This window comes from Nostoc sp. DedSLP03 (assembly GCF_034530815.1).
Lineage (GTDB): Bacteria > Cyanobacteriota > Cyanobacteriia > Cyanobacteriales > Nostocaceae > Nostoc.
This window is the reverse complement of sequence record NZ_JAVRCK010000001.1, coordinates 112,247-124,795: the sequence shown is the minus strand read 5'-3', so window position 1 is coordinate 124,795 and position 12,549 is coordinate 112,247. Positions and strand designations below refer to the sequence as shown.

Annotated in this window: 10 protein-coding genes; 8 read left to right on the top strand and 2 right to left on the bottom strand. The window is 41.3% G+C overall.

The features are described from left to right. Window positions 1-7 precede the first annotated feature (7 nt). Window positions 8-799: an ion transporter gene (locus RM368_RS00495; RefSeq protein ID WP_322688305.1), complete on the top strand. Its 792-nt coding sequence runs from the start codon at window positions 8-10 to the stop codon at window positions 797-799. Between the two features lie 120 nt (window positions 800-919). Here RM368_RS00495 and RM368_RS00490 read toward each other — a convergent pair whose 3' ends face one another. After that, window positions 920-3,055 carry a tetratricopeptide repeat protein gene (locus tag RM368_RS00490; RefSeq protein ID WP_322692219.1) on the bottom strand — a complete coding sequence of 712 codons (2,136 nt, stop codon included), beginning with the start codon at window positions 3,053-3,055 and terminating at the stop codon, window positions 920-922. A gap of 186 nt (window positions 3,056-3,241) precedes the next feature. On the opposite strand from RM368_RS00490, the gene RM368_RS00485 reads away from it, so the two are divergent. The 6 genes from RM368_RS00485 to RM368_RS00460 all read left to right on the top strand — a co-directional run bounded on the left by RM368_RS00485 (window position 3,242) and on the right by RM368_RS00460 (window position 10,069). Continuing rightward, on the top strand, window positions 3,242-3,940 hold the full coding sequence (locus RM368_RS00485; RefSeq protein ID WP_322692218.1) for a rhomboid family intramembrane serine protease: 699 nt from the start codon (window positions 3,242-3,244) through the stop codon (window positions 3,938-3,940). 288 nt (window positions 3,941-4,228) lie between these two features. After that, on the top strand, window positions 4,229-6,850 hold the full coding sequence (locus RM368_RS00480; protein WP_322692217.1) for a PAS domain S-box protein: 2,622 nt from the start codon (window positions 4,229-4,231) through the stop codon (window positions 6,848-6,850). Between the two features lie 99 nt (window positions 6,851-6,949). Next, the gene (locus RM368_RS00475) at window positions 6,950-7,201 is read left to right on the top strand and encodes an addiction module protein (RefSeq protein WP_322692328.1); all 252 of its coding nucleotides are present in this window, start codon (window positions 6,950-6,952) and stop codon (window positions 7,199-7,201) included. 90 nt (window positions 7,202-7,291) lie between these two features. Further along, complete coding sequence (locus RM368_RS00470; protein ID WP_322692216.1) at window positions 7,292-7,459, top strand: hypothetical protein; 168 nt, start codon at window positions 7,292-7,294, stop codon at window positions 7,457-7,459. Between the two features lie 67 nt (window positions 7,460-7,526). Next, window positions 7,527-8,861: a 50S ribosome-binding GTPase gene (locus RM368_RS00465; RefSeq protein WP_322692215.1), complete on the top strand. Its 1,335-nt coding sequence runs from the start codon at window positions 7,527-7,529 to the stop codon at window positions 8,859-8,861. A 284-nt stretch (window positions 8,862-9,145) separates the two neighbouring features. Next, complete coding sequence (locus RM368_RS00460) at window positions 9,146-10,069, top strand: manganese catalase family protein (RefSeq protein ID WP_322692214.1); 924 nt, start codon at window positions 9,146-9,148, stop codon at window positions 10,067-10,069. 212 nt (window positions 10,070-10,281) lie between these two features. Here the strand turns inward: RM368_RS00460 and RM368_RS00455 are convergent, their stop codons facing one another. Next, complete coding sequence (locus RM368_RS00455) at window positions 10,282-11,511, bottom strand: DUF4336 domain-containing protein (protein WP_322692213.1); 1,230 nt, start codon at window positions 11,509-11,511, stop codon at window positions 10,282-10,284. 445 nt (window positions 11,512-11,956) lie between these two features. On the opposite strand from RM368_RS00455, the gene RM368_RS00450 reads away from it, so the two are divergent. After that, on the top strand, window positions 11,957-12,346 hold the full coding sequence (locus tag RM368_RS00450; protein WP_322692212.1) for a hypothetical protein: 390 nt from the start codon (window positions 11,957-11,959) through the stop codon (window positions 12,344-12,346). The last annotated feature ends 203 nt before the right edge of the window (window positions 12,347-12,549 follow it).

The window sequence follows — 12,549 nt, the reverse complement described above, 5'->3', positions numbered from 1 at the left end:
GTCGAATATGTTACTGAGCAGACAAGAAACAGAGTTTTACTTAGAAGACCTAGAAACACCAATAGGTAAAGCAATTAATTTAACCCTTGCCTCTTTGGTGCTAATATCATCAGGAATTTTTGTGGCAGAAACATATAATATTCCTGATGATATGCGGTTTCAGTTAAATGTAGCTGATACTGCGATCGTCATCATCTTCGCTGTGGAATATTTGCTTCGCCTGTGGAGTGCGGAAAACAAAATTAAGTATATTTTTAGCTTTTATTCGATTATTGACTTAATGGCGATTCTACCATTTTTTCTCGGTATGGTAGATATTAGCTTTATCCGCCTATTACGATGGTTTCGGATTTTAAGATTAATTAGATTTATAGATAGAAAGTTTTTATTCGCTAGTATCAGCAGTGAAGATGGGATGATTTTTGCGCGAATATTATTTACGTTATTTGCAATTGTTTTTATTTACTCTGGCTTAATTTATCAAGTCGAGCATCCGGTTAATCCTGAAAATTACGGTACATTTTTGGATGCATTCTACTTCTCTGTTGTCACAATGACAACTGTAGGATTTGGCGATGTTATTCCAATTTCAGAATCAGGACGCTTGCTAACAGTATTGATGATTTTTACCGGAATTGCATTGATTCCTTGGCAAGTGGGGGATTTAATTAAGCAAGTGGTGAAAACTGCTAATCAGGTAGAAATAGTTTGTTCGGGTTGTGGTTTAGCTTTCCATGATGTAAATGCTGGGTTTTGTCAGAGGTGCGGGACTAAGTTACCTAGTCGCAGGATTGATTAAACATCTGGTGAAATTAAATATCCATTATCCACGATCCTTGGAGAGATGTAGCACTGCTACGTCTCTCCATTCTTTTTAACTCCTATAGGATATCTCCCTTGATGAAAACCCAGGTTCAGTTTAAGGTGTCGTCTGCGGTGGATTGGGGGAATTAGGAAATGGAAGAGTTGGTACAGTTACAGGTACAGGCTTTGCTTTTTCGCCTTGCAGTTGAATTTGGGCTTGATTGCGGCCCTCTATTGCTTGTTGGTAGTTAGGCTTGTATTTTATTGCTCGATCGTAAGAAGCGATCGCATCTTGAAACCGTTTCAAATTTAATAGAGCATTACCTCTACTATACCAGCTTTCGGAATGGTCTGGTTTATAACGAACTGCCTTATTATAAGACGCGATCGCATCTTCGTATTTCTGCAATATGTATTGTGAATTTCCCAAATTATACCAGAGTTGATAGTCATTTTGCTTAATTGTCGCCGCTTTATTATAAGCTTTTATTGCTTCTTCATAGCGTTGGTTTTGATGCAGCGACCATCCCAAATTATACCAGGCTTGATAGTTTCTGGGACTGTATTTAATTACTTGATTAAAAGATTCAATCGCGTCTGGATAACGTCGTAAATTCAGCAGTATATTACCTCTAGATAACCAAGCTTGGTAATAATCTGGCTGATATTGCACCGATTTATCATAAGCTGTAAATGCATCTTGATAGCGTTTTAAATTGACTAGCGCATTCCCCAAATTATACCAGGCTTGCTCGTAGTCTGGTTTTAAATCTACGACTTTTTGATAGGCGGCGATCGCTTCTTCATATTGCCTAGAATTCTGCAAAGCTAATCCTTTTTTATACCAAGCTTCGTAATTATCTGGTTTGAGTTCAATTGCTTTTTCATAAGACTTAATTGCCTGGTCATATTGGTTTAAATTGCTGAAAGCTTCACCCCTAGCATTCCAGACTTCTGAGTTGTCATTCTTTAATTCTAAGGCTTTATCAAAAGAGGCGATCGCTTCTTGATATCGCTGTAAATTTCCCAATACAGTACCACGTCCAATCCAAGCATCTAAATAATCTGGCTGAATTTGAATTGCTTTATCATAGGCCACTAATGCGTCTTTGTATTTTCTTAATTTATTTAGTGTTTTGCCTTGACCATTCCAAGCTTGAGCATAATCTGGTCTAAGATTAACGGCTTTTTCATATACTTCTAGCGCGTCTTGATAGCGTTGTAAATCAAAAAATGTATTTCCTTGTTTAGATAATTCTATAGCATTATTTGAATTAATGTAATGCCAAATAAATATTGATGCTACTGTGCCAACAGTAAAGAAAAATATTGTTAGTAAAATTTTACCTAAAATACCTTTTTTTGGTTCAGGTTTGTTGATATTTTTTGGTGGAGGAGGAGGAGTTAAGGCTATTGTCTGAACAGGTGGTCGTGTTACCTCCTTCAGCGCTTGTAATGCCACTGTTGCCGAAGGATAGCGTTGCCGAAAGTCGTAGCACACCATTTTATCTAAGAATTGAGCAAATTCTGGTGTTACCGTGGCTTTATCGTGCCAGATAATTTCATTAGTATCAGCATCTTTTACTATTTCTTCTGGTGATAATCCAGTGAGAGCTTGAATAGCAATTATTCCCGCAGCATAGATATCACTGCTTAATTTTGGCGTACCATGAGCTTGTTCGCTAGGAATATATCCAGGCGTACCGATAGCTACTGTTGCAAGAGTTTGACCTTGGGGAGTAATAACTTGAGTTGCAATTTGTTTAACTGCACCAAAATCAATTAAAATTAGTTTGCCATCTGGTTGGCGTCTAAGAATATTGTGAGGATTGACATCACGATGAATTACATTCTGTTGATGGACAAATTCTAAGATTGTCAAAAGTTCTTGTAAAAGTGAAATGACTTCTTCTTGACTGAGGATTTTATCTGATGTTAATTCTTTACTCAGGTCATGACCTTCGATCAATTCCTGTACAAGATAGAATTCGGCATTTTCCTCAAAGTAAGCTAAAAGTTGGGGAATGCGATCGTGAGTTCCTAATTTATACAGAACTTGTGCTTCCGTATCAAATAAACGCCTAGCTGTTTCCAAAGTTACCGGATCGCTTGCCTGGGGTTTGAGTTTCTTCACAACACATAGAGGTGAACCAGGTAATTGGGTATCACAAGCCACAAAAGTTTCACCAAAACCCCCACCTCCCAAGTTACTAATAATTTGGTATCTTCCTACAAGTGTGTTTCCTAGCATCTTGTTTGCCTAGTTAAGTGCGATGCGATCTGATTTCAATCTTGCCACACGTTAAGGGGAAGTGAGGCAGGGGAGCAGGGGAGGCAGGGGAGAAATCAATTCAAAATTCAAAATTCAAAATTCAAAATTGAAGATTCAATGCCCAATGCCCAATGACCAATGACCAATGACAAATGACAAATCTATATGATTCCTATTAGTGATAACATTCGTTGTCGAAATAAACCAATTATTAATTACTGGTTGATTGCCATTAACCTGGCTGTATTTTTATGGGAACTTCAACTAGAGTTTAGCGGTCAATTAGGCTATTTTGTGAATACTTGGGGTATGATTCCAGCACAGATTAGTGGAGCAGTTACCAATGCTCTTTTTCTCAACTCTGCTGCTTGGATAGTTGTGATTTGGCGGGTATTTACCCTATTGTTTGGGATATTTCTGCACGGCAGTTTTAGTCAAATATTAGGAAATTTACTATTTTTGTGGGTTTTTGGAAAAACTGTAGAAAATCTTCTAGGACACAGACGCTATCTAGGATTTTATCTGGCTGCTGGGATAGCGACAGGTGTAATACAAATTTTGCTTGAACCGAGTTTGACAGTTCCATTGATTGGGGCAAATGGTGCGATCGCAGCTATTTTAGGAGTATACGTTATGAAGTTTCCTAAAGCTACAATTGACACTGTTTTGCCGCTAATAATCTTGTATATCCCTATCCAACTACCAACCCTTTTCTATATATTTTGGTGGTTTGTACAACAATTATTTTATGGTATCGGTAGTTTAAATATTCCTCCTGTTGGCGTAAATCAATCGGGTGTTGTCGTCTTAGGGCAGGTTGTGGCATTATTAATTGGTGCAGCTTTCATCCGATTAAAGAAATAAATTTGAATTTAGCTATGTAGCGATTATTTCTAGGGTGGGCACTATTAACTGACTGACTGATGTCACAAAGCTCAATTTTGATATTTTTGGCAGTGCTTACCCTACAGTTATTGAAACTCATATATACCTTTGGGCTGAAATATATAAATTGTCTTTGCTTAATAAAGCATAATTAATCAAACGCTGAGGCTGTATTAAATTTTAATTTTTAATTTTAAATTCCGCCTTGCGGTACTAGGGAATACCTACTCTTCAAGTCGATATTGTTAAATATTAGCGGTGTACAATATGCAAAATGTTGAGAAAATTAACTTTCAACTTACTGATGAATTAGCAGTGTTGCGGCAGCGAGTAGCTGAGTTAGAGCAATCAGAAATATTTTATCAACAAAGGCAAGCAGCACTTGAAGAACAATTAACAGAACTAAAAATAAAGCTGGCAGTAGAAGCAGAAAAGCCTGATATTAAAGTTAAAGAAACATCTGTGCATCTCATGCCAACAGAGATAGCAGTAATTTTAGAGCAACTCCAACAAGAAAGTGCGGCGCGACAGCAGCTAGAAGTACTTCTCAGGGAGAGTGAAGAACGGCTGAGGCTGACTCTAGAGGTATCGCAGATGGGCTTGTGGGATTGGAATATTGTTACCAATCAAGTCATTTGGTCGGAAAATTATGAATTGCTTTTTGGTCTACATCCAAGTAGTTTTGACAGCCCTTATGAGACGTTTCAAAAGTGCGTTCATCCTGAAGATAGCCAATCTGTAATGCAAGCGATCGCCCATGCTTTCACACAAAAGACTGATTACAATGATGAATTTCGTATAGTTCGCTCAGACCAAAGTACACATTGGATTTCTGCCAAAGGAAAATTTATCTATAACGCTCAAGGAAAAGCGGTGCGAATGCTCGGCGTTTGTATGGAAACTACTGTGTGTATGCAGGCAAAAGAAAGTACTCGCGAACTGACATCACAAGTCCAAGAACAAGCAAATATTTTAAATGCCATCCTCACCGCCTCAGTCGATCATATTTACATCTTTAATCGCCAAGGTTGTTATCAGTATATTAGTCATGATGCAGCGACTATACTAGGTTTAAATCCCCAAGATATTATCGGCAAAAGTTTGCCAGAAATGGATTTCCCCACCGACCTAATAACCCAGGTAGAGAATCAACGACTTGCTGTGATGAAAACTGGGCAACCGATTAAAGATGAGTGTAAATATGTTAGCGCCGATGGGTTGCATTATTATGAATATATCCTTACACCATTACGGAATTTAAACCAAACTATTGAAGGCGTAATCACTGTTGCTCGTGATATTACCGAACACAAACGGGCAGAAAAAATTTTACGTGAAAGCGAAGCGCGATTTCGGCGTTTGTTTGAATCTAACTTGATTGGGGTCGCTTTTTGGAATGTGCATGGCTTTGTAATTGATGCCAATGATGCCTTTCTGCAACTAGCTGGTTACACTCGTGATGAGTTTGCTACTCTAGACAGAATTAATTGGAAAGAACTTACTCCTGTTGAGTATCAGGATTTAGACGATCGCGCCTTTTTAGAGGTGCAAACCACTGGAGTTTCCAAAATTTATGAAAAAGAATATATCCACCGCAACGGTAAGCGAGTACCGATTGTTTTAGGAATAGCTTTGCTGAATGATTCCCAAGAACATGGTGTTGCTTTTGTACTGGACATCACCGAGCGCAAATTGGCTGAACAAGAATGCGATCGCCTACTTGAGCGCGAAAAGACAGCACGACAACAAGCAGAAATCGCCAACAAAATTAAAGATGAATTTCTGGCGGTTCTCTCCCATGAACTGCGAACCCCACTCAACTCTATTCTGGGATGGTCGAAAATGCTGCGGACTCGGAAGTTTGATGAAAAAACTACTCACCACGCCTTAGAAACCATTGAACGCAACGCCAAGTTACAAACTCAGCTAATTGAAGATTTGTTGGATGTATCGCGCATCCTCCAAGGAAAATTAAATTTGAATATCTGTCCTGTTAGCTTGGTAATGGTAGTTGAAGCAGCGCTAGAAACGGTAAAACTAGCAGCACAAGCCAAGTCAATTCAAATTCAGACCTTATTTGATAACGATTTGGGACAAGTGATGGGCGACCCCAATCGGCTGCAACAAGTTGTGTGGAACTTGCTTTCTAATGCGGTAAAATTTACACCAACAGGAGGACGAGTAGAAATTCGACTCATGGAAGCTGGTAATCAGACTCAAATTCAGGTTAGCGATACAGGTAAGGGAATTAGCCTAGACTTTTTGCCTTATGTATTCGATTACTTTCGTCAAGCTGATGGCACAACTACACGCACATTTGGTGGACTAGGTTTAGGACTAGCGATCGTGCGTAAGGTTGTAGAAATGCATGGGGGAAATGTTCAAGCCGAAAGTCTGGGAGAAGGATTGGGTGCAAGCTTCACTGTCGAGTTACCGCTTTTGGTGAGAAGCGAACAATTTCGGGGTGAAGAGAATCAGTTTTCATATTCAGAGCCGGAATCATCGCTGCTTGCAGACACTCAAGTTTTGGTAGTGGACGATGAACCAGATATCCGCGATTTAGTTACCTTTATTTTGCAAGACTACGGCGTGCAAGTAACCGCCGTATCATCAGCACAGGAAGCACTACAAGCGCTATCTGACTCGATACCAGATGTTTTAATTAGCGATATTGGAATGCCAAAAACAGACGGTTATATGCTGATGCGGGAAGTGCGATCGCGATCCCCTGAACAAGGAGGAAACGTACCCGCGATCGCTCTGACAGCCTATGCAGGGGAAATGAATCAGCAGCAAGCATTAGCAGCTGGATTTCAAATGCATATTTCCAAACCAGTAGATCCAGATATATTAGTGAAAGCGATCGCTGATTTAATTGAACCAAGTTGATACTAGATTGGCGTCCGTCGGCTGTCTATCACTTTAGTGTTGTACGATGTCTACTGCTTTCCTGCTAGACTCTGAATAGCACTTATGCTTTTAGAAATTATGGCATCTGTTGAACAGATTATGAAAGAAGCCTTAACTTTGCCCAGTGCAGCGAGAGCATTGTTGGCAGAAAAGCTGGTTGAAAGTCTTGAATTTGATGTAGACGAAACACTTCAAACACTGTGGACAGATGAAGCCAAGAAGCGTAGAGATGAAGTTCGTAGCGGTGCAGTTTCACCTATTCCTGGAGAGGAAGGGACTTTGAAATTCGCTCCCCTTCTCCCAATATTGGGAGAAGGGGTTGGGGGATGAGGGCAAATTTTGCGACAATACAGTTCAGAATGAGCAACAAAACCCAGATTGTAGAGACGCGATTCATCGCGTCTTGAAAGGTCAATCGCATTGTTAGCCGATGCAATCGCATTGTTAGTCAATGCAATCGCATTGTTAGCCAAAACAATCGCATTGTTAGCCAAAACAATCGCATTGTTAGTCAATGCAATCGCATTGTTAGTCAATGCAATCGCATTGTTAGTCAATGCGATCGCTCATACTCAGGAACACTACTAAAGGTACTAGTTATCGCTTTAAGAATCGCTATAAGATGACAAAAAGGGTCTTCTATGTTTGGATGAAAATGACTGAGCAACGTGATGCTGATTTACCATCAACTGATTCTCAGCAATTGAGCGAACCGACCGACAAAACGATTACCAAGTCGGCCGATAATTCCTGGACAAATCAGATTGCTGGCGTATGGAACAAAGCAACAACACGTCTAACACAACACCTACCCGTAGAACAACTGGCACAGACAGTTGTCGAATGGTTTAGTGTGAGTGATACTCAGGTTGCAGAGATTTTAGAGAAAATCCAAGCCGAACTGCCAACCACAGAAGCCCTCTTAATTGGTAAACCTCAAGCCGGGAAAAGTTCTATTGTGCGGGGATTGACGGGAGTTTCTGCTGAAATTATCGGTCAAGGATTTCGCCCACACACGCAACACACCCAGCGCTATGCCTATCCTTCCAATGACCTGCCGCTACTAATTTTTACTGATACAGTGGGGCTGGGTGATGTCAAACAAGATACTCAAAAAATTATTCAGGAGTTAGTTGGCGATTTACAACAGGAAACTCGTTCCGCCAGAATCCTACTTTTGACGGTTAAAATCAATGACTTTGCAACTGATACCCTACGACAAATTGCTCAACAACTGCGCCAGAAGTATCCAGACATTCCCTGTCTGCTGGTAGTGACTTGCTTGCACGAAGTTTATCCTGGCGATACCGTCGATCATCCCGCCTATCCACCAGATTATCAAGAAGTTAACCGCGCATTTGCCGCAATCCAACAAGCCTTTGCAGGAATAACAGATCGCTCTGTACTGATTGACTTTACCTTAGAAGAAGATGGCTACACTCAAGTATTTTATGGCTTAGAAGCACTGCGAGATTCCTTAGCAGAACTACTTCCACAAGCAGAAGCCCAAGCGATTTATCAGCTATTAGATCGAGAAGAAGTTGGCAAGCAAATTGGCAACCTTTACCGAGATACTGCACGCCGTTATATTTTGCCATTTGCGATCATGTCTGCAACTCTGGCTGCCGTACCTCTACCATTTGCCACAATGCCCGTACTGACTGCCTTGCAAGTATCAATGGTGGGACTGTTGGGTAAATTATATGGGCAGACAGTTACTCCATCTCAGGCGGGAGGCGTTGTGAGTGCGATCGCAGGTGGTTTTTTAGCACAAGCAATTGCACGAGAGTTAATTAAATTTATACCAGGTTTTGGGAGTGCGATCGCCGCTTCTTGGGCAGCCGCCTATACTTGGGCACTAGGCGAAGCTGCCTGTGTTTACTTTGGCGATCTCATGGGAGGCAAGAAACCCGATCCCCAAAAAATTCAGTTAGTGATGCAAGAAGCATTTAAAGCCGCGCAAGAACGGTTTAAGGGGATTAAACTTTAGGAGTAGGTACAATCCAGTTCAGGTGATTTGATTTTGAATTTTTTTGAATTCTTTCTTCAAACAAAGTAAAGCTTTCTGAAATCCATTTCTAGACAGAACTATAAAGAAAAAAGCCCTAGTCGAAATACTTATTTAAAAGTATTTTTTATATCTGACTAGAGGCTGATGAAGATAAAGCATTTGATTAGTTTCCTAGATAAGGAGAGGCTACACAAAATCGGATAAAAGTTTGGCAACTGTTTGATTTTGTGTAAGCAGCCTTTGCAATTAACAGAGGAATTCAAATGTTTTATCACAATAAGAAACTCCAGTATTTTAAGCCGCCAGAAAAACCAGATGCGGTTTATGCAATGAAAATTCAAGAACTCATCGGCGGTACTTTTGGTGAAATGACCGTGATGATGCAGTATCTGTTTCAGGGTTGGAACTGTCGAGGCCCTGCCAAGTACCGGGATATGCTGCTTGATGTTGGGACTGAGGAAATCGGTCACATTGAGATGCTGGCAACGATGATTGCCCATCTTCTAGATAAAGCGCCGCTCAAAATGCAAGAAGAAAGTGTCAAAGATGCGGTTGTGGGTGCTGTCATGGGCGGTAGTAACCCACGGGATGTAATTATGGCGGCGGCGATGAACCCTCAACACGCCATTGTCTCTGGTTTGGGTGCAACACCATCTGATAGCGTCGGCTATCCTTGGAATGGTCGTTTTATTGTCTCCAGTGGCAACCTGTTGGCAGATTTCCGTTCTAATCTCCACGCTGAAAGTCAGGGACGTTTGCAGGCAGTGCGACTGTATGAAATGACGGACGATCCAGGAGTGAAAGATACCTTGAGCTTTATGATCGCTCGTGATACGATGCACCAAAACTTGTGGCTAGCAACCATTGAAGATTTAGAAAGTTCTGGATTAGAAACCACTCCGGTTCCCAGTTCCTTCCCATTGGAATTGGAGAAACGCGAGTTTTCTTATCAGTTCTGGAATCACTCAGAAGGAACCGAAAGCGCCGAAGGTCGTTGGGCAAAAGGCCCCTCAATGGATGGCAAAGGCGAATTCGAGTATGTGGAAAATCCCCAACCACTAGGCCCAGAACCGCAACCTCCTGTGCCCGACCCACGACTGCATGGTACCTCGAAAATGCCATTGGCACAAGGCGACGTTTCAAGCGCACCCTCTTTGATTGACCGGATAACAAATACCGATGGCTAATCATATTTCCAGCACTTATACCATTCCACGAAACATCTGATACAGATACATAGCTTTGGTAGCACAGCTGCTGTGTTACCTGCATCCAAAGGAGAGCGCTATATTGCAATATGATTCAGTTAAGGATAATTCTTTCAAGACGCGATAAATCGCGTCTCTACATCATCAGGGTTTTGGGTTTATCTGAACTGTATTGCGCTATATCGTCTCTCCTACACTTTCTCCTTGGCTGCTGGCACAATCCCAAACTTATTTAAACCTGCATCAATTTCCCTAAGTGTTTTAAAATCCTCTTCTGGTAAAGGATAGCTGCTACTGCCGATGAAACCTCCACTGAAAGCAGGCTGCTTTTCTAAAAAAGAGAAAGCTTGGCGAAACTGATGCGGTTTAGCTTTAATTGGTGAATCAAAGTGGCAGGGAATTATCCACTCGAAGTCCCAACTTGCAACTTTATCAGCCCAGTCAATGGTTTCTTGTGGTGCGCGATTGAGAATCAGCGTTTGTAAAATTGGTGCGACAAATAAACGCCCATTACCTCGCAGGGCATCAAACGATCGCTGCCAATCTGACTGCCATTTAAAGGGATACAATCCAAAATAAGCTTTCCTTGAGCGTTCTGGGGCTTTCAAGGCATTTTGCAATACCTGACTCCATTGGCGTATATCTAATGTGCTTGGTTGAAAGTACAAAGCAAACAGACAGATGCGCTGCCAACCCTTACGGCGATTTACCTGACTATCTGCAACAATCTCAGAAGCATAATCCTTGGCATGAAATAATAAAGGATATGAATCTAAGAGAATGATCGCAGGTGGATCTTCTGGGATCGAAAGCACAGAATCTGTGACTAAAAGAGTATGCGATCGCTTGTGGAAAAAAGCAACTTCCGCAAACCTACCAGGCCCAAGACCAATAGGGCCCAGCATTGCATAATCAAACTCGTCAGCAAAGGGAGTTTTGCTACTATCTTCTGGAAGTACTTGAGTTCGTTTTGGGGGTAAGCCAAGCCAGCTAAGGGGCAGATTTAGCGGGAAACTCCACTGATGGGGAGCTACAAATACCTGTGCAGTCGGAAAGTATCTGGCGAAGGGGCCAACGAAGACCTTGTGTTCTATACCAGAGATAGTTGGCAGAATGATGTACTTAATTTCGCCATATTTCGCCACCAACTCATTCACAAGTCTGATGCACTCTAGCGTTGGTGCAACAGGCGCGTAGACAAGAAGACCCCCGGTTTCAAACTTCACAACAGTCATCCGAATCGGCACAACAACGTAGAAAATGCCTTGAATCTGGTCAAAATTCCAGATTGTGTCCTTAAGCACTTCTTGACGAATTGTCTGCCGCCTACCGTAGGGGTAGAGTGGCACAACAGGCCATAATCCCCAGGAAAAATCCTTTGGATAAATCTGTTGTGTATTGACTATGCGTTCATCAGCCACTCTGCGACCCCCTCCAAATTCCCAATACTCAAATTGTTTTTATTTGCTCTCCACGAAGTTGGAGTTTAGCAAATTGTTGAGATAATAATACCAATTTGTAATTCGTACTACTCCCCAAAGCAAGAAGTAAGCTACGTAATTAGTAATTTGTAATTAAGACGGGTTAGCTTTCAGCTGGATTTTCAAGCTTTGAATCTGTAGGTCTTTTTGCAAATGGTATAACCTAGCTCAATACTTGTTGGGTTTTGGGGAAAAGGGTAAAGGGAAAGAAAAAACCTTTACCCTTTTCCCTTTAACCTTTCCCCCTGCTGCCCTACTGGCTATTTATATCAACCTGAAAGTGAAATAGTATTACCAAAGGGAGATGCCAAGGCACTGAGATTCTTTTTATGCGTCCTCATAAAGGATTGGTATCAGTCCTAAAAACAATTAATTGGAGAATAACGTGAAAATAACGATTATTGCTAAAACATTAATTACATCTATAGGTTTATTAACTTTGTTTGCCCCAAGTCAAGCATCGGCTCAACTGATACCGCAACCTTGGGTTTCAGTCGGTGGAAAAGATGGTGACATAACTTATGCTGTCGGAGCTAGGGCTTTGAATTTCGGGGTTGAAGTGGGAACTGGCGCTGATGGTGCTACGGGAGTCGATGTTTTAAAATTTATCAATTTACCTGTAATTTCACCTTATGTCGGAGTTGGACTTTATTCAGAGGATAAAGGTGTTGCCGTTTCAGGTGGCGTTCAGGTAGGTGCTACTAATAACGTTTTTGTTGGTGCTGGTTACAATTCTGTTCGTGGCTTTAACGGGCAACTGGGAATAAGATTTTAACAAAACAGAACTCAGAAGCCAGAATTCAGAAGTCAGAATTTAAATTTCTGAGACTGATGGACTTTGGCATAAGCGCTACTTCTCTACAAGAAGCTGCGCCGACAACAAGGCTCAGTAGAAATCAGTCTAAGGCTGAATAAACGGGTTTAAGTCCCCCACGAAAGTGATTCTGACTCCTGAATTCTGAATTCTGAATTCTTCAA

Excerpts from the sequence above, each read along its gene's own strand:
- RM368_RS00490 (WP_322692219.1), bottom strand. The coding sequence starts at position 3,055 with ATGCTAGGAAACACACTTGTAGGAAGATACCAAATTATTAGTAACTTG.
- RM368_RS00480 (WP_322692217.1), top strand. The coding sequence starts at position 4,229 with ATGCAAAATGTTGAGAAAATTAACTTTCAACTTACTGATGAATTAGCA.
- RM368_RS00475 (WP_322692328.1), top strand. The coding sequence starts at position 6,950 with ATGGCATCTGTTGAACAGATTATGAAAGAAGCCTTAACTTTGCCCAGT.
- RM368_RS00495 (WP_322688305.1), top strand. The coding sequence starts at position 8 with ATGTTACTGAGCAGACAAGAAACAGAGTTTTACTTAGAAGACCTAGAA.
- RM368_RS00465 (WP_322692215.1), top strand. The coding sequence starts at position 7,527 with ATGACTGAGCAACGTGATGCTGATTTACCATCAACTGATTCTCAGCAA.
- RM368_RS00485 (WP_322692218.1), top strand. The coding sequence starts at position 3,242 with ATGATTCCTATTAGTGATAACATTCGTTGTCGAAATAAACCAATTATT.
- RM368_RS00460 (WP_322692214.1), top strand. The coding sequence starts at position 9,146 with ATGTTTTATCACAATAAGAAACTCCAGTATTTTAAGCCGCCAGAAAAA.